Origin of the sequence: Enterobacter sp. BIGb0383 (assembly GCF_003751845.1) — a bacterium.
Taxonomy (GTDB): Bacteria; Pseudomonadota; Gammaproteobacteria; order Enterobacterales; family Enterobacteriaceae; genus BIGb0383.
Genome location: NZ_RJKQ01000001.1, coordinates 608,935 through 629,695, shown reverse-complemented (window position 1 = coordinate 629,695; position 20,761 = coordinate 608,935). Strand labels below are relative to the sequence as shown.

22 protein-coding genes and 1 pseudogene are annotated in these 20,761 nt (G+C 56.4%); 15 read left to right on the top strand and 8 right to left on the bottom strand.

The window, feature by feature from the left end; genetic code table 11:
- Positions 1-6: 6 nt before the first annotated feature.
- From EDF81_RS03115 to EDF81_RS03060, 12 genes are all read left to right on the top strand, one after another.
- On the top strand, positions 7-741 hold the full coding sequence (locus tag EDF81_RS03115; protein WP_123346162.1) for a creatininase family protein: 735 nt from the start codon (positions 7-9) through the stop codon (positions 739-741).
- On the top strand, positions 738-1,169 hold the full coding sequence (locus EDF81_RS03110; RefSeq protein WP_123346160.1) for a PTS sugar transporter subunit IIA: 432 nt from the start codon (positions 738-740) through the stop codon (positions 1,167-1,169). Before EDF81_RS03115 ends, EDF81_RS03110 begins: the two co-directional genes overlap by 4 nt.
- A 19-nt stretch (positions 1,170-1,188) precedes the next feature.
- Entirely contained in the window at positions 1,189-1,470 is a 282-nt protein-coding gene (locus tag EDF81_RS03105; RefSeq protein ID WP_123346159.1) for a PTS sugar transporter subunit IIB, read from the top strand.
- 1 nt (position 1,471) lies between these two features.
- Entirely contained in the window at positions 1,472-2,782 is a 1,311-nt protein-coding gene (locus EDF81_RS03100; protein ID WP_123346157.1) for a PTS ascorbate transporter subunit IIC, read from the top strand.
- Between the two features lie 9 nt (positions 2,783-2,791).
- On the top strand, positions 2,792-3,532 hold the full coding sequence (locus EDF81_RS03095) for a sugar isomerase domain-containing protein (protein WP_123346155.1): 741 nt from the start codon (positions 2,792-2,794) through the stop codon (positions 3,530-3,532).
- 13 nt (positions 3,533-3,545) lie between these two features.
- Positions 3,546-4,295 (top strand): GntR family transcriptional regulator, encoded by a 750-nt coding sequence (locus EDF81_RS03090; protein WP_123346153.1) that lies wholly within the window; start codon positions 3,546-3,548, stop codon positions 4,293-4,295.
- A 61-nt stretch (positions 4,296-4,356) separates the two neighbouring features.
- A complete protein-coding gene (locus EDF81_RS03085; protein ID WP_123346151.1) occupies positions 4,357-4,788 on the top strand; it encodes an OsmC family protein in 432 nt (143 codons plus the stop codon).
- 305 nt (positions 4,789-5,093) lie between these two features.
- Positions 5,094-5,591 (top strand): SH3 domain-containing protein, encoded by a 498-nt coding sequence (locus EDF81_RS03080; RefSeq protein ID WP_123346149.1) that lies wholly within the window; start codon positions 5,094-5,096, stop codon positions 5,589-5,591.
- A 186-nt stretch (positions 5,592-5,777) separates the two neighbouring features.
- The gene (gene tagH / locus EDF81_RS03075; RefSeq protein ID WP_123346147.1) at positions 5,778-7,031 is read left to right on the top strand and encodes a type VI secretion system-associated FHA domain protein TagH; all 1,254 of its coding nucleotides are present in this window, start codon (positions 5,778-5,780) and stop codon (positions 7,029-7,031) included.
- A gap of 70 nt (positions 7,032-7,101) precedes the next feature.
- Positions 7,102-8,061 (top strand): hypothetical protein, encoded by a 960-nt coding sequence (locus EDF81_RS03070; protein WP_123346145.1) that lies wholly within the window; start codon positions 7,102-7,104, stop codon positions 8,059-8,061.
- A gap of 77 nt (positions 8,062-8,138) precedes the next feature.
- Positions 8,139-9,524, top strand: coding sequence for a serine/threonine-protein kinase (locus tag EDF81_RS03065; protein WP_123346143.1), 1,386 nt, complete (start codon positions 8,139-8,141; stop codon positions 9,522-9,524).
- A 97-nt stretch (positions 9,525-9,621) separates the two neighbouring features.
- Positions 9,622-10,806 (top strand): PLP-dependent aminotransferase family protein, encoded by a 1,185-nt coding sequence (locus EDF81_RS03060; RefSeq protein ID WP_123346141.1) that lies wholly within the window; start codon positions 9,622-9,624, stop codon positions 10,804-10,806.
- Positions 10,807-10,833: 27 nt separating this feature from the next.
- Here EDF81_RS03060 and EDF81_RS03055 read toward each other — a convergent pair whose 3' ends face one another.
- From EDF81_RS03055 to EDF81_RS03045, 3 genes are all read right to left on the bottom strand, one after another.
- Positions 10,834-11,835 carry a glycosyltransferase family 9 protein gene (locus EDF81_RS03055; protein WP_184999455.1) on the bottom strand — a complete coding sequence of 334 codons (1,002 nt, stop codon included), beginning with the start codon at positions 11,833-11,835 and terminating at the stop codon, positions 10,834-10,836.
- 39 nt (positions 11,836-11,874) lie between these two features.
- The gene (locus tag EDF81_RS03050) at positions 11,875-13,590 is read right to left on the bottom strand and encodes a polysaccharide lyase family protein (protein ID WP_311316594.1); all 1,716 of its coding nucleotides are present in this window, start codon (positions 13,588-13,590) and stop codon (positions 11,875-11,877) included.
- A gap of 173 nt (positions 13,591-13,763) precedes the next feature.
- Positions 13,764-14,636, bottom strand: coding sequence for an arginase family protein (locus EDF81_RS03045; protein WP_123346137.1), 873 nt, complete (start codon positions 14,634-14,636; stop codon positions 13,764-13,766).
- A 179-nt stretch (positions 14,637-14,815) separates the two neighbouring features.
- On the opposite strand from EDF81_RS03045, the gene EDF81_RS03040 reads away from it, so the two are divergent.
- Positions 14,816-15,388 (top strand): TetR/AcrR family transcriptional regulator, encoded by a 573-nt coding sequence (locus EDF81_RS03040; protein WP_123346135.1) that lies wholly within the window; start codon positions 14,816-14,818, stop codon positions 15,386-15,388.
- Here EDF81_RS03040 and EDF81_RS03035 read toward each other — a convergent pair whose 3' ends face one another.
- Positions 15,389-16,144, bottom strand: coding sequence for a DeoR/GlpR family DNA-binding transcription regulator (locus EDF81_RS03035; RefSeq protein WP_123346133.1), 756 nt, complete (start codon positions 16,142-16,144; stop codon positions 15,389-15,391).
- 86 nt (positions 16,145-16,230) lie between these two features.
- On the opposite strand from EDF81_RS03035, the gene EDF81_RS03030 reads away from it, so the two are divergent.
- A complete protein-coding gene (locus EDF81_RS03030) occupies positions 16,231-16,824 on the top strand; it encodes an NUDIX domain-containing protein (RefSeq protein ID WP_123346131.1) in 594 nt (197 codons plus the stop codon).
- Between the two features lie 32 nt (positions 16,825-16,856).
- On the opposite strand, the gene EDF81_RS03025 is transcribed toward EDF81_RS03030, so the two are convergent.
- The 4 genes and pseudogenes from EDF81_RS03025 to EDF81_RS03010 all read right to left on the bottom strand — a co-directional run bounded on the left by EDF81_RS03025 (position 16,857) and on the right by EDF81_RS03010 (position 19,587).
- Positions 16,857-17,558, bottom strand: a complete 702-nt coding sequence (locus tag EDF81_RS03025; protein WP_123346129.1) for a hypothetical protein — start codon at positions 17,556-17,558, stop codon at positions 16,857-16,859.
- A complete protein-coding gene (locus tag EDF81_RS03020) occupies positions 17,559-18,845 on the bottom strand; it encodes a glycoside hydrolase family 10 protein (RefSeq protein ID WP_123346127.1) in 1,287 nt (428 codons plus the stop codon). It lies immediately after the preceding gene.
- Positions 18,846-18,850: 5 nt separating this feature from the next.
- A complete protein-coding gene (locus EDF81_RS03015; protein WP_123346125.1) occupies positions 18,851-19,126 on the bottom strand; it encodes a VF530 family DNA-binding protein in 276 nt (91 codons plus the stop codon).
- Between the two features lie 63 nt (positions 19,127-19,189).
- Positions 19,190-19,587 (bottom strand): annotated as a pseudogene (locus EDF81_RS03010) (winged helix-turn-helix transcriptional regulator).
- Between the two features lie 102 nt (positions 19,588-19,689).
- Between EDF81_RS03010 and EDF81_RS03005 the strand changes: the two are divergent.
- Positions 19,690-20,739: an NAD(P)-dependent alcohol dehydrogenase gene (locus EDF81_RS03005; protein WP_123346123.1), complete on the top strand. Its 1,050-nt coding sequence runs from the start codon at positions 19,690-19,692 to the stop codon at positions 20,737-20,739.
- The last annotated feature ends 22 nt before the right edge of the window (positions 20,740-20,761 follow it).

Below are 20,761 nucleotides of genomic sequence, written 5' to 3'. Positions count from 1 at the left end.
GAGCCCATGAAACTGCATACCCTGAATGAAGCGCAGGCGGGCGCGGCGCTTGCCCGTGCGCGCATTGCGCTGCTGCCGCTGGGCGCGGTAGAGCCGCACGGCGATCACCTGCCGCTGGATACGGACAATATTCTGGCTGAACGCTTTTGCGAGCGCATTGATGCGGCGCTCGGCGACGACGCCATTATGCTGCCGACGCTGCCGTTCAGCCAGGTCTGGTCATTACAGGGGCACGCCGGCGCTATCGATATCGGCAATGATTTACTCAGCGGTTTGCTGCAGAACCTGGCGCGCAATATGGCAGGCTACGGTATTCGTAGCCTGGCGGTGATCAACGCCCACTACGGTAATTTCGACGCCATGAAAGCGGCGGCCCGTGCGCTTAAAGAGCAGGGTATCACGCTGCTGAGCTACAGCTGGGCCGGAACGGATGAGCTGGCGAATTTGCTGCGCGAAACGCCGATAGCCAAAGCCGGGTATATGCACGCCGACGAAATCGAAACGTCGCTGATGCTGGCCCTGGCGCCTGAGCATGTGCAGATGGACAAGGCCCGCGCCCACTATCCTGAATTCCCCGCTAATTTCGCCTGGCAGCCGATGCGCTGGACCGAGTTTTCATCCTACGCGGTGCTGGGAAACCCATGCTACGCCACCGTAGAAAAAGGCGAGGCGCTGGTGCTGCGTGCGCTGGAAACAACACTACTCTCTATTCGCCGTCATCTGACAGGAAGTCCACTATGATTAGCCGCGAGGCAATACTGATTGATAACGAGGCCGCCACGCCCGACGAAGCCATTCTTGCCGCGGGCAATGCGCTGCTCGCCAGCGGCGCGTGCTCGGCGGAATATGTGCAGGCGATGCTGGCCAGCTACCGTGAGTTTGGCCCCTATTTTGTGATCGCCCCGGGGATTGCCATGCCGCATGCGCGCCCTGAGCAGGGGGCGTTGCGGGCGCAGCTTAGCGTTGTTCGCCTGCGCCAGCCGGTAGTCTTCGGCCACACCGAAAATGACCCGGTGAGACTGGTACTGGGGCTTTCCGCAACCGGCCAGGATGAACATATCCAGTTAATACAAAAACTGGTTACGCTTTTGGGTGACGAATCCGCCCTGCATCTTCTTTTAAACAGTTCCGATCCTGATCAGATTTTCCGGTGTTTTACACACAGTTAACTTCGTGCGGGGCATAACAATGAAAATACTTACGGTATGCGGTTTGGGGATGGGCTCCAGCCTGATTCTGAAAATGAACGTGGAATCGGTGCTGAGGAATAAAGGAATTAGCGCGTCAGTTGAGCATATGGATGTTTCTTCAGCCTCATCCGCCAGTGCGGATCTGGTGATCACCAATGCGGAGCTGGTTGATAATCTGCGCCATCTCTCCTGCCCGGTGATGGTGGTGAACAACTATATCGATACCCGGGAAATCACCCAGGCGCTCTCCGATGCCGGCGTGCTGAGCGAAGGAGCCTGAGATGAGCGAGTTTATCGGCGTTCTGCACTGGATCACGGTCAATATCTTTGGTGAAGCGTCTATTCTGATTGGGCTTATCGTTCTGCTGGGGCTGGTACTGCAGAAAAAACCGCTGGCGGATATTGTCTCCGGCACGCTGAAGGGCATTCTCGGCTTTCTGATTATCGGCGCGGGCGCGGGCATTATCGTTTCCGCGCTGCTGATCTTCCAGCCAATCTGGACCGAAGTCTTCGGGCTTAGCTCCATGAGCCTGACCAATATTATGGGGCAGGTAAAATTCAGCGAACGCTACGGCAGCAGCGTGACGATTGCGATCGCCGCCGGTTTTGCGCTTAACCTGCTGCTGGCGCGTATTACCCGCTTTAAATATATCTACCTGACCGGCCATATGATGTTCTGGACCACGATGATCTTCGCCGGGATTATGGTTAACAGCAATCCGGCAATTTCCGGCGTGCAGCTGACGCTGATGCTTACGGTGATTATGGGCGTCTACTGGACTCTGCAACCGGCAATGGTTCAGCCGTGGGTGCGTAAAATCACCGGCAACGACAATGTCGCTCTGGGGCACACTTCAGCCTCCGTGGCGCTGCTCGGCGCCTTGTTCGGTAAGATCTTCGCCAGGAATGCGATCAATTCTGAAGATATCCAGGTCCCGAAAAAACTCGGCTTCCTGCGTGACTCTAACGTGGTAACCGCCATCACCATGACCCTGCTGTTTTTTGTCGGTACCTTTATCCTGCAGGTTAAGGGCACGCCAAAGGCGGCAGAAATTCTCGCCCAGTCCGGGGATCTGAGCTTCTATATTTATGCCCTGAAACAGTCTCTGATGTTTACGGGCGGCATCGCCGTGGTCCTGCTCGGCGTGCGGATGTTTATCGGTGAAATGGTCCCGGCGTTTAACGGTATCGGCTCGCGTCTGGTGCCCGGCGCACGGCCCGCGCTGGACTGTCCGATCCTGTTTAACTTTGCGCCGAACGCGGTGGTGCTGGGCTTTGTCGGGGCCTTTGTCGGCTCGCTGCTGTGGCTGACGCTGATCGGCCACTACACCGGCTACGTCTTTATTCCCAGCATGATCGTGATTTTCTTCCATGCGGGCACGGCGGGCGTGTTCGGCAATATCACCGGCGGCTATAAAGGGGCGCTGCTGGCCGGGTTTATCACCTCCACGGTGGTCGCCTGGGGGCAATATTTCTGCGTGAGCTTCTTTATTAACGACACCATTCCGGATACCGCACTCTGGGCCGGTGACAGCGATATGTTCGTGCTGGCACCGCTGATCGGTGCCTTAACCCGACTGCTGACCTTCTAAGGAGCCTCGATGAGCCAGGCGTTACGTGATTACTATACGCAGATCCAGCAGAAGCTCGGCGCACTGGCGCAACAGCAGGCGACGATCGACAGCGCTGCGGGTCTGATGCTGGAAAGCGTAACGCAGGGCAGGAACCTGTTTGTATTCGGGGCCAGCCATGCGGGGATCCTTGCTGAAGAGATGAGCTATCGCGCAGGCGGGCTGGCGATTGTTAATCCGCTATTCTCTGCGGCGCTGATGCTGAACGTGCGTCCGCTGACGCTTACCAGCGCCGTGGAGAATGTAGAAGGGCTGGGCCGGGTGCTGGTGGAAGCCTCTCCGCTGCAGCGTGGCGATACGCTGCTGATCCACTCCGTCTCCGGGCGTAATGCCATTACCATCGACGTGGCGCTGGCCGCCCGGGAACGGGGCGTCAGCCTGGTGGCTATCACCAGCCTGGCAACGGCGGCGCAGGTCACGTCGCGTCACTCCAGCGGCAAACTCCTTGCCGATCTTGCCGATGTTACCCTCGATAACCACTGCGATTATGGCGATGCGGCGGTCAGTCTGCCGGGCATGGCGCAGAAGGTCGCACCGCTATCGACCATCATGGGCGCGACCCTTGCCAACAGCCTGGTTTTGCGCCTGTGCGAGATGATGCTTGCACGTGGGCAGGTGCCGCCGGTGCTGGCGAGCGCGAACATAGACGGAAATCAGCAAATAAATAAGGATATAATGGCAAGCTGGTGCGACCAGATACACTATCTCTGAGCGGAGTTTATGCATGTACGAGTCAGATGGACTCCCCTTATACCTGAAAATAAAAGAGATCATTCTGCAAAGGATTATCTCTTTTACGTATGACGACCGCCTGCCGGGCGAACTGCTGCTGGCGGATGAATTTAAAGTGGCGCGGGGCACCATCAAACAGGCGATTGATGCCCTGGTCACTACCGGCCTGCTGTACCGGGAGCAGGGCAAAGGCACCTTTATTAACCGCGATGCGCTCCTTAAGCAATATAACGATCTGCCGGATACCCTGGTTGCCTTTATCGATCCCTGGCCGGTTCGCTTTGAGGTCATCTCATTTCTGCCGACCATGGCCGACGGTCGGGTAGCGGAGAAAATGGGTGTGTCGATTGGCACCCAGGTATTACGGCTGGAGCGCACCATTCAGCAGGGCGATAACGTCGTCGGGCATATGCTGAGCTGGTTAAACGGCCGGGTCTACAACGGCATGAGCCGTATTGATGAAGACCGATCGTTATATACCCAGCTACGTCAGAGCTTCGGTTTTTCACCCACCCGGGCGCACGAGCAGTATGCGCCGGTCGTCTGCGACGCGGCACGGGCAAGGATCCTGTCCGTTCCCGAAGGCAGCGCCATGTTTCGTATTGAACGTATTGCCAGCAATGTCGATGATGTGATTTTTGAATACAGCGTCACTTATGTGAAAGGCGCCTCGCTCTCTCTCCATCTGGCAACCAGCCAGAGCGTGGATAACGAGCAGTGGAGCTGTCGAATCTCACATTAACCTGCTTCTGGCCGCCGAGTGTCTATACTTAACCATTCGTAAGTCAAAAAGGAGTGGAACGATGACGATTCACAAGAAGGGTCAGGCCCACTGGGAAGGCGATATCAAAGGCGGGAAAGGGACCGTATCGACCGAAAGCGGCGTGCTGAACCAGCAGCCCTACGGTTTTAATACCCGTTTCGAAGGTGCGAAGGGCACCAATCCGGAGGAGTTAATTGGTGCGGCTCACGCGGCCTGCTTCTCAATGGCCCTGTCGCTGATGCTGGGTGAGGCCGGGTTTACACCGACGTCTATCGACACCGAAGCCGATGTGTCGCTGGACAAAAAAGACGGCGGCTTTGCGATTACCAAAATCGCGCTGCACAGTAAGGTGGCTGTTCCAGGGATTGAGGAATCGACGTTTGATGAAATCATCAATAAAGCCAAAGCAGGCTGCCCGGTGTCGCAGGTGCTGAAGGCCGAAATCACCCTCGATTATCAGCTCTCCCGCTAATGAATTGCGCCCGCTTCGGCGGGCGTAATAGCGTGCGCTATATCGCACGAAGCCTGAAACGACCATGCGATAAATCCTATAATCGCGCAGCGGCGCGTTAATTCCCGTGCTCGTCAGGCAGGACAGTCTTGAACTGCACCCATAGTGCGGTAAAATTATGTTGTAGTATTCAATAGATTGTAACGATAATGATGGTTTTCTGAAGCCCGGTGGATGCCGCGTTTTAGTCCGCATTATCGGATGATGGGATCGGGTTGCCGGCTGTTTAGCCAAGTACAATCATATGTTTGCAATGGAAAACTGCTATGAATATGCGAATTGCGTTAGCCCTTCTTTTTGTGATGAGTGTTGCGGGCTGTAGGGCGCCCTCTGGTCCGCCATTAAATGACGATACTATTGTGACCAGCCAGGTAAACGGCATGACGCTGACCCATCGTTACGTTGTCACACCGCCGACGGAGTTTAAGCCGGTTAACGAAGCCAATCGCGCGCTTTATCCAGCATCGCTAATGAGTCGTCCTGACTACGGCGGAAAGCTTATTCGTCAGTTGCAAACCGGAAAAACCTATATCGTGCTCGGCCAGGTGGAACACAACTGGCTGGCGCTGGCGGATGAAGACACCCCGGAGCAGCTCATTGGCTATGTTCCGCTACGCGCGGTGGTGAAAAGCGCCCTGTATGAGGCAACCGTCCGCAAACAGACGCCGCGACTGAAAGCGCGTCAGAAGACGACCTGCGTCAACGTAGACGGCAACAGTAAAGCCTGTAAGAACGCCAGCAGTGGAACCTGGATCCTCGACTAATTGACCGACCTGATTTCCGGCCGTGCGGGGAGCGCGCCGCCGGAACCTCTGTCTACGCTCCCGCGTACAGCATTTGAACGTTGTTTATTTCTTTTCGCTTTTGCATGACTTTTTAGCCCGCGCGGTACCGACGTTGTTCGTCATGAAGACCGCTGTGGCGCGTTTCATACTGAGCAGGAATACGCTATGCGATTCACCATTATTTCGACCAAACCCGGTCACCAGCCGCCACAGGGCAGCTGTGACTTTTACTCGCCGGGCGGCACCATCGGTCGCGGAACCGACAATAGTCTGGTGCTGCCCGATGACGCACGGGGCATTTCGCGACTACAGGCGATTGTTCGGATCACCGCCGACGGCGAGTGCTATATCACTAACCGTGGCAATGTCACCCGCATGGCCATCAATGATATCCCCCTTGAACGCGATCGCCAGGCAGAGCTGCAGGATGGCGACGTGCTGAGCATCGATGAGTATCGTATTGCGATTGCCGATGCGATCCTCGATACCCGACCGGTCAGCCGACTCTCCGCGATGGCGGCACCTCAGCCCACGCCTCTGTCGCCGCCGGAAGAAGGCAGGCCGACGGCGGTGCCCGGCGATGTCTGGGAAACGCTGATGGAACGCTTCTCCATCTCCGACAATATCTCCAGCAGTCGCCACAGGCCAGCGCCCGTGGCCCCGGTGGATGATGCGCTGCCGGTCTCCGTGGAAGAGACACCGTCCCGGACGCTTCCCCGAAGCGGCGTGAAGCCCCCGAAAAGACGTCTGGGTATCGATCCGCTCCCCGGCGACAGCGCTCCCGCAATCGCCAGTGAAAAGAACGGCGAGCAACTGGAGGGCGAACTGCTTGAGGCATTACTGGAAGGGATGGGGCTGAGCGACGTTCAGCCTCAGCCCCAGTTCGATCGCGAAGCGATGCGGCAGCTGGGCCAGATGTTCAGCATGTTCTCGCAGGGTACCGTGGCGCTGTTGGCCTCGCGCTCCATCCTCAAGCGCGGTGTTAAAGCCGATATGACGATGGTGCTGGACGACGCCAATAACCCGTTCAAACTGCTGCCGTCCGGTAAAACCGTGCTGATGCAGATGTTCGGCACCCGCATGCCGGGCTTTATGCCCGCGGATAAATCGGTGCGCGATGCGCTGCTCGATCTGCAGGCGCACCAGCTGGGGATGATCGCCGGGATCCGCGCCATTATTAACGCGATGCTGGCCTCATTTGACCCGGAGCGGCTGGAAGAGGCGGCAAAACGCGACGGTGTGAGCTCGCGACTGGCTCGTAAAGCCGCGTTGTGGGACTATTTCGTGCGCAGCTACGGGAAAACCGCCGGTGAGATCGACAACGACTTCCACACCCTGTTTGGCGAGGCTTTCCTGCATGCCTATGACCAGGAAGTCAATCAGTATAAAGATGCGCAAAGCGAGGCGGATAACGTATGATCGTCATAAGGCGGCTGCGCAGTGCTGCGCCGTTAAAACCGGTGATTGAGAAACACTTACAAGGATTTTTATGAAACGTTGGCTTCCGGGTTTGGCCCTGCTTGCCGTCTCTGTCGGCGCGCAGGCTGAAAACTACCGAATTGTGCAATCACCCTCGCAGAAGCTGGATGTCTGGATCGACAACATCAAAGACAACACCACCCAGAGCTGGTGCGGGCAGTCATTGCAGCTGCGCATCGTCGCAAACGGTGAGAAAAACCTCTCGCTGCTCGATAGCTTTATGCCGCGTCTTGGCGCACTGCTGGAAAGCCAGTGCGCAGCCCTGCAGCAGGTCAACTGGCTGTTTACCGCCCCTGATAATCAGATCCTCGGACAGGGGGCTGCCAGCAAAAAGAAAGAGTGGGCGTCGGAAATACACAGCGATTTAACCCTGACGCTAAATTCAGACCCCGCCTCTGACGGCCAGTCACAGCCTGCGGATCGCACGCCGTGGCAGGAGTTTACCCTTCAGGACGGCTGCCATCTGCGGACGTTCTGGCAGGGTGATGTCGGAGCCTCCGCGCTGTTTATCCCGGCGAAAGCGGACGGGAAATGCGAGAAGGGCGGCTGGCTTAACGGACGCAGCGAAGTCACGCAGGAGGGCAACGGCGGCACGAAACAGATTACGATGACCTTCGTTCACGGCTTCCCGGTAAGCGGCCTGAGTGAGACGGTCGATGCCGATCGCCTGCTGATCACCTCCGTCAACAATGAACGGATGGTAGTCAGTGCGGAAAACGCTGACCAGAGCTGGCTGATCCTGCCCTATGTCTCAGCACTCAACGGCTGGAAAGCCGACGGTACGGTGGCGGTCGAACTCCCCCGCGATATGGCCAGCGACGACGTGCGGCTGCGCGCTCGCCTTGACGCCGTACGTGCGCGCTGGACGCCCTGGCTTGAGCCAGGCACAAAACTGAATATTCTGCTGGTTGATGCGCTGCACCCGCAGCTGCGTAATCCGGCGGCAGGCACTTACCGGACTGTGAATTGAGGAATCGCCATGCATAGCGCATCTTTGCGTCAAACGATCTGCGTCGGCGCGGGACTCTTCATTAAGAGAATGACCTTATGACGGATCACGAGAATAACCGGACGGTCCCGAACGCGCTCCCGGTCGGCTATCGCTTTAACGAATTTGAAATACAGGAAGCGATTGGCGGTGGCGGTTTCGGCATTGTTTATCGTGCCTGGGACCATCAGCTGGAACGCACCATCGCCATTAAAGAATTTATGCCGTCAACGCTTGCGGTGCGCGGCGACGATATGACTCTGGCGCTGCGCAGCGAGCGCTGTAGTAAGGCTTTTTCCGCAGGGCTAAGCAGCTTTATCCAGGAAGCGCGCCTGCTGGCAAAGTTTAATCATCCTAATCTGCTGCACGTTTTGCGCTTCTGGGTGCAGAACGATACGGCCTATATGGGTACGCTGTTTTACAGCGGCACAACGCTTGCGGCTCTGCACGAGCAGCAGCCGTTGTCTATTGACGAAGCCTGGATCCGCCGGGTCCTGCCGATGCTGCTGGGTGCCGTAAAGACCCTGCACGACGATGGCTACCTGCACCGCGATATTTCCCTGGATAATATCCAGATCCAGGACAATGAGGTGCCGGTACTGCTGGATTTCGGCTCGGCCAGGCAGACGATCGGCAACCTTGTCGATGAAACGGAAACCATGCTGCGTCCCGGCTATGCGCCTATCGAACAATACACGGACGATAACGAAAGCGAGCAGGGACCCTGGACCGATATTTACGCCGTTGGCGCGGTGCTGCATACGCTGATTACGGGCGCACCGCCGCCGATAAGCGTCGTACGCAGCATCCAGGATGCCTGGCTCCCGCTGGCAGAGCGCCAGCTGCAGGGCTATTCTGTTGAGCTGCTGCAGGCGGTCGATCGGGCTCTGGCGCTACAGCCCGCCGCACGTCCCCAGTCCATAGAAGAGTTTGCCGCGCTGCTCGGCCTGCCGATTGCCGGTATTGGCGATGTCCCGACGGTCAAAAACCCCGGCACCATGCTGGTTCCGGTCGAGAGTGCTGCACAGCCTCCCGTGGTGGCCGCCTGGACGCGCTATAAAGTGCCGGGGATGGTGGCTGCGGGCGTACTGGCGGGTATTCTGGTCGGTGGCCTGATTTTCAGTGGCGGTTCGCCGTCGGAGCCTGCCGTTACGAGAGAGGGAGAGACGGCCACCACCGTAACCCCGGGTAACCCGACGACCGAACCTGCAGCGGCCGATAGCGGGACGCCGCAGCTGGTGCAGATTTATATCCGCATGCAAGAAGGCGAACAGCTCACGCTCAACGGCGAGGCGCGTAACGTCATGCCGGCGGTCAGCGGCTTTGCCTCCCTAAAGTTAAGCCCGGGACGCTACGAATTTATTCTCCGGGGTAACGGGCAGACCCGTAGTCAAACCATCACCGTGAGTCAGGCGGGCACCTGGCTGCTTAATCCCCAGCGTTAATCAATGACGCCCGAAAGGGCGTCGTTTCCTTCAGCATTTTCCGATATCATAGCGCCTCTAATAATAAACCGGGTTACAGCCCAGCAGAGCGCAACACATGTCATCACAGAAATTAGCCAGTAGAGTAAAAGACCTGCACCCGTCCGCGATCAGAGAACTGTTAAAACACAGCAAGATGGAAGGGGTGATCTCCCTTGGCGGCGGCATCCCGAACCCGCAGCTATTTGATACCGAAGGCCTGCAGATTGCGCTCGACAGAGTGATGTCCTCCGACGTCAATGAAGCCTTCCAGTACGGGATTAGCGAAGGTATCCCGGCGCTGCGTGAAGCCATTTGCGGCATCGTGGCGGATCGTTCTATTCACTGTTCAGCGGACAGCGTTCTGATCACTTCCGGCTCCCAGCAGTCGCTGGATATCCTGGCCCGTGCTCTGATTAATCCCGGCGATGTGATTGTTGTCGAACGTCCGACCTATCTGGCGGCTCTGCAGGTTTTCCAGCTGGCGGAAGCCTCCCTGGAGTCGGTGAGTACCGACGGGGAAGGGATGAACGTTGACGAGCTTGAAGCCCTGGTCCAGCGTCAGCGTATCAAGGCGGTGTATATCGTCCCGACCTTTGGTAACCCGGGTGGCGTAACCCTCTCTGAACCGCGCCGCAAGCAGCTGGTCGAGCTGTCAAAACGCCACGATTTCCTGATTATTGAGGACGATCCCTACAGCGAGATCAACTTCAGCAATACGCAGTTTAAAACCCTGCGCGGCTATGCCGAAGAGTGCGATAACCTGGATAACGTTATCTATACCTCAACCTTCTCCAAAATTCTGGCGCCGGGTGCGCGCGTTGGCTGGCTGATCGTCCCGGACTGGTTAAAACAGGCAGTGGTTAACCTCAAGCAGGCCACCGATCTGCATACCAGCACGCTGTCCCAGTCCTTAACGCTGCATTATTTGCAGACCGGGCGTCTGCCTGCGCAGCTGGAACTGATCCGCGCCTCTTACAAAGAGAAGTGTGACGTGCTGTGCCACGAGCTGGAAAAAGAGCTGGGCGACCGCCTCTCGTTCCATCGTCCGCTGGGCGGTATGTTCCTGTGGGCGACGTTTAAGGAAGAGTTTGATACGACGCTCTGGCTCAGCAAAACGCTGGAGCACGGCGTGGTCTATGTGCCGGGCGAGTTCTTCTACTGCAGCGAACCGAATCGTTCGACCCTGCGTCTGTCATACGCCAGCGTGTCTAATGAAGGCCTGCGCGAAGCCGTTGCACGTCTGAAAGCCGCCTTGCCATAAGCGTTAAGAGGCCCGGTGTTGCCGGGCCTAAAACCCTTCCTGCCGATAAAAATCGTCCAGTCGTTTTTCGCAATGCGCCAGCAGGGCGCTGTCTGACGTTGCATGATATCCCAGAAGCGCGCTATCGCCTGTCCAGACGCTTTCTGTCCTGGGGTAGTAGCGCGTGCGCAACGCAGGATCGATCGAGGTAAAAATGGCCCGCGTCGGGACGTTAAAGGCGGCAGCAATATGCAGCGCCGAGGAGTCCGCGGTATAGACAACGCTTGCCTGAGCAATCGCCCCGATAAACGCTGCGCTGGTAGTGATTTGCGGGCTGATATCTTCATAACCGGCCACGACCTGCGAGCTGAACCCTTTTACCGGCAGCGAATAACGACGCTGAAGTTCGCGGATAATCTGCGCGTGCCAGCGGGCCGGAATCGCCCGCAGCGGGGTACTGGCCCCGGGACAAAACAGGACATACGGCGCGGGGGTTTTATCGACGTTGTTCAGAGCCAGCCAGCGATTGCTTTTATATTCAGCGAGGACTTCGTCAGGCGCGATCCCGGCATGCAGGAAGAAGTAATCATGCATCTCAAGACGCTGAAAATCTGCCCTGAAAAGTTGGTTACCCATATCAATATTCATATCAAAATCCTGACACCGGTCCAGCGGCCAGGGCATATGATCCAGGCTGTCAATAATTCCGGCGGTTATCGCCGCACGATAGATAGCCTCCACGGCGGAAGATAAAACGGCGGGGCGCACGATATTGATGGTCAGACTGCGATAGCGCTGCTTCAGATAGTGGCAAACGCAAAGCCCGACGATGGAATCCCCAAGCGTTACGCCCATTCCGTTGATTACGTTGACGCGGCAGCCGTCGCGATAAGCTGCCGGACCGTGCTCAGCGTTATAGTTCTGCACCCAGGGATGAGAGAGCGGTTGCAGGTCAGGCCAGCTTTTCCCTTGTTCAATATCCCAGGAGGCGACTATCCATTTATCCGCGGCAATGAGGCTTCCGGGGAATGTCATGATATCTGTTGTCACGGGACCACCTGCAGAGAGTCGATCCCGGAAGCATAACATCTATTCGGTAAATGAGAGTGCGTCATACATGACCGCACCGCCCAGCAGCTCAAGGCTTACCCTGTTCTCGCCATGATGCAGCAGAGCGGCGTCGACGGGCAGAGCGACCGAATGATACCGACCGCTTTGTAACGCTCCACGATACAGCGTCTTATCGTTTTCATAGTGCAGCGTATCCAGCAAATGTCCGTTCACCTTTACCCGCAGTTCGGGCGAGGTCGGTTTTTGCATATCGCTGTTACTGGCGGCCGCCAGGGCGATATTAAGGTGATATTCGGGTTTATCCGCCCGCAGCGGAAACAGGATCGTCCAGGTGCCGGGACGAGTCTGAGCGTAATACCAGTCGCGTGAATAATCGCTGCGTTGTGTATCGAATATCAGGTCGGCGGGCACTTCGTTATGCCAGCGGAAATTGCGTGCCCGATCGCCAAATTTAAACTCTCCGGCCTTTCTGTCGGCAATGCCAATTGCCCAGACGGTCGGAGCAGGCGAGGACAGCGTAAAGTCGCCGAGGCTTTGCGTTTCACCACTAATTTTCACCTTCTGCTCAAGTGGATAGCCCATCTGCGTACCATCGTATGCCGCGATGGTCAGCCTGTAGTCTCCGGGCGGGGCCTTATCAATACTGAAAAATCCCTGAGCGTCAGCCCTGGCCGCATAAACATAGCCAAGCGTTTGCTGGTCCACGCGCTCATTCAGCGAAGAGGAAAGCTGAACCGTGACCGGATAGTCGGCTTTGACGCGCCCCGTCACCCGGGTGCGATCCTGGCTGTAACGCGTATCGGCAAGCCAGTGATAGGGCCAGGAAACCTGCTCGCTAAAGGCCTGTCTCTTCGCGTCCAGGAACATCTGTTCACTATCGCCCTGGTTGAAATAAAGGAGCCAGGGGCCGTAAAGTTTCTTCCAGCCGGGTGGAGCCATCATATCGGGCGTGCCGAAATGCGCACCGGTCATATAGTTAAGGATGATAGCGTCCTGATGGACCAACAGCTCCTGCTTTAGCGCATCACCGGAAAAGTATTCTCCGCTGGCATGAATCAGCCATGCGCCCTGGTGGTGTCCATAAATACCCCAGAAGGGCTGCGTACGCTGATAGCCAGCAAAATCATACTTTGAGTAAATTGAACCGTCCGGCAGGCGCCAGGTTTCATCCTGTATTTTCGGCATCTGTTCCAGCGCGGCGTAGCGCTCAGGTCGGCCGGTCTGCTCTCCGCTGTAGAGATGGTCCAGCCGTGAGGGGTCAAAACGGTAGACGTTGCGTAATTCGCTAACCTTGACGGTTTTAGGTCCGTTATTTTCCGCAACGACGTAGCTATAAATGCCCTTAACGCCTTTGCGCATAATCAGATGATACTCAAGACGCAGAAGTCCGTTCTGCTCGCTTATCCAGGCGATATGCGCCATTTCCGGCGTTTGTGCGATCACCTGTAACCGCTCGGGTTTAAAATCCTTAACGCCACCAGAGTGATAGTCAAGATAGGCGCTTCGCGTGCGGCTCGGATCGCGGGCCGCTCCAGAGAGAGAGGTAACCAGCTCCGTTCCGTCGACGCGTATCTGGCGTGCGCTGGCGTCCTCATTAAAGGACACCGTCAGCAATCCGTTATCAAAGGTGGGGCTCATGCCTTCAATGGAGAGGGTTACGGGGGCCGAGTTAGCGCTCCAGGCAACAGGAACCAGCATTGACAGGGCGATCGCGCAGCAGAACGTTCTGATCACAGAGGACTCCTTACAGAGGTCGGATATCCTGTTATTCTGGCCCGCCGACCGGGAGCTAATCCTTTGTATTATTGCCTTTTCTTCGCCTTTTCTGGCAACAGGATAAAGAAGGCCCTGTCGGGTTTCTAAAAACGATTCGTTTTTAAAATACTAACGACAAAGCCTGCACCGGATTACTCGCTGAGTAACGGCAGAGAGGCCAGCATATTTTTCAGGTTTATCGCGTCCCAGGGGAGATGTTCCGCAATGGTGATGCCCACAGCGGTGGTCCGGTTCGTGGCATGGCTGATTAACGTTATAATGTCACCAATATCCAGCATGCCTTCAGCCACATCCCCAAAATCATGCGCGCCTCGCCCCGGTCGGGCAAAGAGAACCGAGCGGAATGCCACCGGGTTCAACACATCTAAATCAACATGGATGGCAAGGTATTCGATACCTTCACGTTCAATCCAGTTCAGCACAGCTTGTGAACCACGCTTCACCTCTTCAGGAGAGCAGGTTTCGATGCCGTGGCGCGTAATAAATGCGGCTTCATACTCAAGAGGATCGTGAAGGCCGGCGAGCATCACGTTCTTCGCAGAGAGTGGCTTAGGGCCCACTTTTGCCAGTTGCGGATCGCCATGTCCCATCAGTGCCCCCAGCACATGTGCGTGGGAATGAGGAAATTGCTCCGGGGTCATCACGTCAGGGTGCGAGTCAATCCACAATACGCCAAGTCTATCGCCGTATTTATCGACCAGATAAGAGAAGGGAGCCAAAGAGACCAGACAGTCGCCGCCCAGCACGACCAGGGTATCCGGATTGTGCTGACGTATAAGCGCTTCGGCACTCTTGAGCTGGCTTATGACCTGGTGGCGGCCAACAATGCCATTCTCATTGGCAAGCGAGGTACCGCCAGGAGGAATGACAGGAACTTCCTCAACCACACCTTGCGTTTGGGGAGCGAGCCAGGCCAGCAGCTGTGAACCAAAGTAGTAGGGCGCATTGTTACCGCCCTGCCACTGGGGAAAGAGGAGACGCAGGTTGACGGAGGGCTTAGACATAAGCATGGGTCCTTAAAAATGAATGAACGTTCGTTCATTTTGAAGGCTCCCCGATGACACAGCAATACCTCCGCACCGTTCAACGCACCGATTGCTAATCACATCTTCTGCAAGGGATGGCTGGCACAGCCAGAGAAACCGCGCTAGAGTGCAGCCATTCATCTGGAGCCGGACTAAGCATGAGCAGGGATACCACCACCTATCACAACTTAATTAGCGCAGCGGCGGAATGCTTCGCAGAAAAAGGATTTAATGCAACAAGCGTAAGGGAGATTGCGACGCGTGCCGGACTGAGTCTTGGGGCGATGTATACCTATTTCAAAGGCAAGGATGAACTGATTTCCGCGATTGTACTGGAAGAGCAAAAAACGGCCCTTGCCGCACAGAACCAGCCCCTGTCAGGTACTCATCTACAGCGTCTCTGTAAGCTACTGGAGTCCTGCATCGGCGATGTGGGTTATCCGGCATCCCATCGTCTGTGGGTAGAGATCATGGCAGAATCTGCCCGTAATTCGGTTTTGCGGGATACTTTTATTGCCAGTGATAAAGTGATGAGGCAGGGGATCGCCAGAATGATTAAAGACGGAATTGAGGCCGGTGAATTCAGCGTCGATGTTGATGCAGAGGCAATGACAATACTCCTCTTCGCTATCCTTGATGGGTTGATTGCCCGGAAAGCCATCAACCCAATATTCTCTGCTGAAACGGAGATCGCAACCTTTCGCAGAACTATCCAGAAGATGCTCTCCTGATCAGGCTTTAACAATCGCCACGCCTTTCGCGGCAAAGCGCTCCAGTTCTGCATCATCCGTTGAGGCTTCAACCACCAGCGTGTTGGCCAGTGAGATATCGCCGATAACCCAGGCCGAAGCCCGGTTAATCTTCTCAGCGGAGGCGAGCACCACCGTTTCCGCCGCCCGACTGGCGAGCGCACGTTTGATGCATGATTCTTCATAGTCGCCGGTGCTGAGGCCCGCTTCGGTATGGATTCCCGTTACGCCCATAAAAAAGAGATCCGCCCGCACGTTGGCCATCGCTTCAATGGCGCTGGCGCCCACCGCCACCAGAGAGTGTTTATACAGTCGGCCACCAATCATAATCACCTCTATCAGAGGATAGTCAGCCAGACCGACGGCGATGCCGGGGCTGTGGGTGATCGCGGTAAAGGCCAGATCCCGGGGCAGACAGGCGATCATTTCGCTGGTGGTGGTCCCGCCGTCGATAATCACCACCTGACCTGATGCGATAAGTGAGGCGCCTTTACGGGCAACGATGCGCTTTGAGTCCAGCTGCAGGGTTTTACGTTCGGCAAAGGTCGCGATGGCCGCAGAGGCAGGCAGTGCGCCGCCGTGAACGCGCTGAAGCTGTCCCTCCGCGGCCAGTTCCCGCAGATCGCGACGCACCGTATCTTCCGAGACGCCAAAGTCTTCGCTGAGCTGGCGGGACTGCACCTGCCCGGCGAGAGCCAGTTTTTCGAGGATCAGCTTTTTACGTTGTGATGTCAGCATAGCGTAGGATTACCTTTGCACGATATTTCTTGAAATTGCACGATTATGCGTCTTAGTATAGTGAATCTACTGACGGAGGAGCATAAATGCAATCTGAACGTGCAAAAGTACGCATTATCGGCAGCGAAGTTTTATCCGACGACTGGTATTTGCTGAAAAAATACACCTTTGACTTCCCGCGCCGCGATGGCGAGTGGCAGCGTCAGACGCGTGAAGTCTATGACCGGGGCAACGGTGCGGCGATCCTGCTCTACAACGTTGCCCGCCAGACGCTGATCCTGACTCGCCAGTTTCGCTGCCCGCTCTACGTTAACGGGCACGATGGTTTTCTGCTGGAAGTGCCCGCGGGACTGCTGGATAACCTGGCCCCGGAAGAACGCATCAAGGCCGAGGCGGAAGAGGAAACCGGCTACAGAATCGACCACGTTCAGAAGGTCTTTGACGCCTTTATGAGCCCGGGGTCGGTAACCGAAAAGCTCAGCTTCTTTATCGCGGAATACGATGCCAGCCAGCAGACCGGCGACGGCGGTGGCGTGAAGGAAGAGGGCGAGGATATCGAAGTGGTCGAGATGGCCTGGTCCGATGCGCTGGCGGCGGTAGAGAGCGGCGAAATTGCCGATGCCAAAACCATTATGCTGATTCAGTATGCGGCGTTAAAAGGCATTATGGGTCGGGAATAAGATCTCAGGAGGCGCTGACGCACCTCCTGTATTCATTTCAGGCCGTCATAATCAGGAAAGAGCGCCTTAATGCTGGACTCAATCTCATTATACAGCTTCACATCGTAGCTCAGCCGTTTTCTCAAATAATTCATGATGATATGCATCTCTTTATTGTTTGCCGGCATATCGATACAGAAAATCTTAAACAGTTGCAGCGGAGTAAGCCAGGTAACAGGCTCAGTTGTGGCACTTTGCAGAGAGGGAAGGTGGCGCTCTATTAAGCGGCCAAAACCGCTGTTGGCCTCAGCAGGGACTTCAACCAGCAACATCCAGGGATCGCAGGTGTTATAAATTTCCTTCTTCAGAGATCCACGGAATAAAACATGATCGGCATGGATGTGAGAACAGAGTTTATCCGTAATAAAACGATTGCTCTGATTCTTAATAATGATGGCCTGGCGATAGCTCGACCATCTGGCACGCACAAAAAGAAGAGACAGCCAGTGTTTTGTTTGTTTATAGAAACCTTCATATAACACGGCATTATGGGGCGACAGACGGCCCAGTTTTTTAGACGAAGGATTAAGACCCATCTCCTCCATTGTACTGCTCATGCTCTCATGAGTCAGAAACATGGCTGGAATTTTTCCGCCTTCTTCGTAAATGTACTGAATATCAATACTTGAAAAGACAGGAACGCGGGACTGCTCGCCGCGCAGTTTCCCGAAACCGTCTATCGTTTTCTTATTCATTTAACGCCTTCCTATATCCCCCCAGCGGCTTCTCAGATAGCTCACCGCTTCCCGGGCCTGGGGCTGATTAAGATAATCTTCTCTGAACAGGATCGTGCCGTGGATCTGCGGCACGGACTCGTTGAGGTCGAGCTGTCTTTTTAGCTCCGGCACGCCGCCGCTCACCGTCCAGTCCGGCTCCATCTTTGAAGGCTCGCCCACTTTATAGAGTGCCACGCCGATATAAAGCCGCGTGCGGGTGGGTTTAACCACCTCAGCCCACCATTTTGCCAGCACGTCGTAGCGCGCCGCATCCCGGGCGAAAGGCCAGTAAATCTGCGGAGCAATGTAGTCCAGCAGGCCTTGTTCTACCCAGCGCCGGGTATCGGCATAGGACTCGTCATAGGCGGCTGCGCCACGCGTCTCGGACCCGGCCGGATCCTGACCGCGATTACGCCATACGCCGGCGGGGCTGACGCCGAATTCGACCTCAGGTTTGAGCTGCTTAATGGTGCGCGACACCTGCTCGATCAGCACCTGCGTGTTATGCCGCCGCCAGTCAGCTTTTGCAGCAAACCCCTGCCCATACTGGCGGAAGGTCTGGCTGTCGTTAAGGGCTGAACCGGGGGCTTCGGCATAGAAGTAATCGTCAAACTGCACGCCGTCGACGGGATAGCGGGCGACAACTTCCGCCACGATGCTGGTGATCCAGTCCCGTACTTCCGGAATGCCAGGGTCCAGCACATAGCGATTGCCTGCGGTGCGGATCCAGTCCCGATGCAGCACAAAAACGCTGGCCGGATGCAGCGACAACGTGCCGTTTAGCTCTGCAACGGTAGAAGGGCGTGTATTAACGGAGACGCGATAGGGATTAAACCAGGCGTGCACCCGGATACCTCGCTTATGCGCTTCATCAAGCATAAACTGCAGCGGATCGTAGCCCGGATCTTCGCCAATGGTGCCGGTGAGCATATCTGACCACGGCAGAATTTTTGATGGCCAGAGCGCGGTGCCGTCCGGCTTAACCTGGAAATAGACGGTATTAATCCCGAGGCTTTTAAGTTTATCCAGCTTGTCGGTCAGAGCCTTCTGCTGCACGCTTTTGCGTTTATCGGCGGCAAGGTTGATCGATGTTACCGGCGGCCAGTCGAGTCGGGAAACGGTAGTCAGCCAGACGCCACGAACCGGTTCCTGCTGCTGCGGCACGGTTTGCCTCGCCGGAGGAGGCGTCACCAGCGACGTTGTCGGCTTTGAGCCACATCCGGCAAGTAACAACAGGGCGATCAGAACGGCGACCGGCTTGTTCATCGTGCTTATCGTGCCTTATTGCGGCTATTAGCCCAGGGATCGTCCGCCGGAGCCGGGGCGGCTTCATTCAGCGAATCGAGATAAAGCGCTTCGACTTCAGCACGTGCCCAGGGCGTACGGCGCAGGAAAGTGAGGCTGGACTTCACGCTGGGATCTTTTTTAAAGCAGTTGATATTAATCAGCTCGCCCAGTTTCGCCCATCCGTAGCGGGCGACCAGAGCATTTATCTGCATCTCAAGCGTAACGCCATGCAGAGGATCTTTTGAAGCGTGAACAGTCATAGTGGGTCCGGTAAAGAGAAGACATACGCGCGAAAGGTTACAAGAAAGCCGAACCTGCGGCAATCAGGCTTTATCCGCCGCGTCTGTCGCCGTCCGGTAATGCGCCTCCATCGCATCCAGTGCATCCTGGTTCTCCAGCCCCCACTGGTACATCTGCTCTATGGGTTCGGCAAAGGTTCTGCCCAGGGGCGTAAGTCGATAGTCGACTTTGGGGGGACCACATCATAAACATGTCGGGTGATTAATCCGCGCTGCTCCAGCTCTTTCAGCGTCTGAAACAGCATCTTCTTTGAAATTCCCTGCAGGCTGCGCTGCAGTTCGCCGGTGCGGGCCCGATGATCCGGCCAGTGATACAGCGCATGTAACACCATGGTGCTCCACTTGACCGAAAAAAGATCCATCAGGCGGCGCGGGGGAGAATCCGCAAAGAAACACAGTTTTCCGTCTATCCAGGCAGGCATGGTTATTCTCTGTGGTTATGGTCACCAAAAGGTGACTACTATCATTATGGAACCCGTTTGCGTAAAGTTTGCCGCCTTCACTTCAAGAACGCCAGAGGCCCGATGAAAATTAACGCCCTCGTTGCCAGAGACGCAACACACCCCCTCACGTCCACGCCGATTTCCCTGCGCCCGCTTCAGAAGCAGGATGTCAAAATTGAGATCCTTTACTGCGGCGTTTGCCACTCCGACCTGCATATGGCGCGCAATGAGTGGGCGGCCAGCCGCTATCCGCTGGTACCGGGCCATGAAATCGTCGGACGGGTGGTTGAAACCGGCGATGAGGTGGGCAAATTTAAAGCCGGGGATATCGTCGGCGTTGGCGTTATGGTCGATTCCTGCCGGGAATGTCACTTCTGCAAACAGCAGGAAGAGCAATACTGCGAGGCGGGCTTTACCGCAACCTATAACGGCATCGATAAGTACACCGGCGACAGCACCTGGGGTGGCTACGCGGAGAATGTGATAGTCGATCAGCATTTTGTGGTGTCGGTTCCGCAAAACCTGCCTCTGGCGGGCGTCGCACCGCTGCTGTGCGCCGGGGTTACCGTCTGGTCGCCGCTGCGTCACTTTGACGTCAAAGCGGGGGATCGCGTTGGCGTGGTCGGGCTGGGCGGTCTTGGACATATGGCGGTTAAGCTGGCCAGCGCGATGGGCGCGGAAGTCACCCTCTTTACCACCTCGCCGGAGAAGGGCGAAGATGCCCGTCGTCTGGGGGCCAGCCACGTGGTGGTGTCGCGTGATGCGGCGCAGATGGACGCCAGTCGGCTGTCGCTGGATGTGATTATTGACTGTGTGGCCGCTCCGCACGATCTCGACCCATACCTGGCAACGCTGAAAACCAACGGTCGCCTGGTGCTGGTCGGCATTCCCGACAGTCCGCACCTGGCGCCGGATATCACGCCGATGGTGTTCCGCCGCTTAAGCATCAGCGGCTCGTCGATTGGCAGTATTAAAGAGACGCAGGAGATGCTGGATTTCTGCGGTGAAAACCAGATTACCGCCGATATTGAAATGATTGCCGGTGAGGATGTGGAGAATGCCTTTGCGCGTATGCTGAAAGGCGACGTGCGCTACCGCTTTGTTATCGATATGCAGGCAACGCGCTGGTAAAAATGAGCGTCGGCCGGGGCCG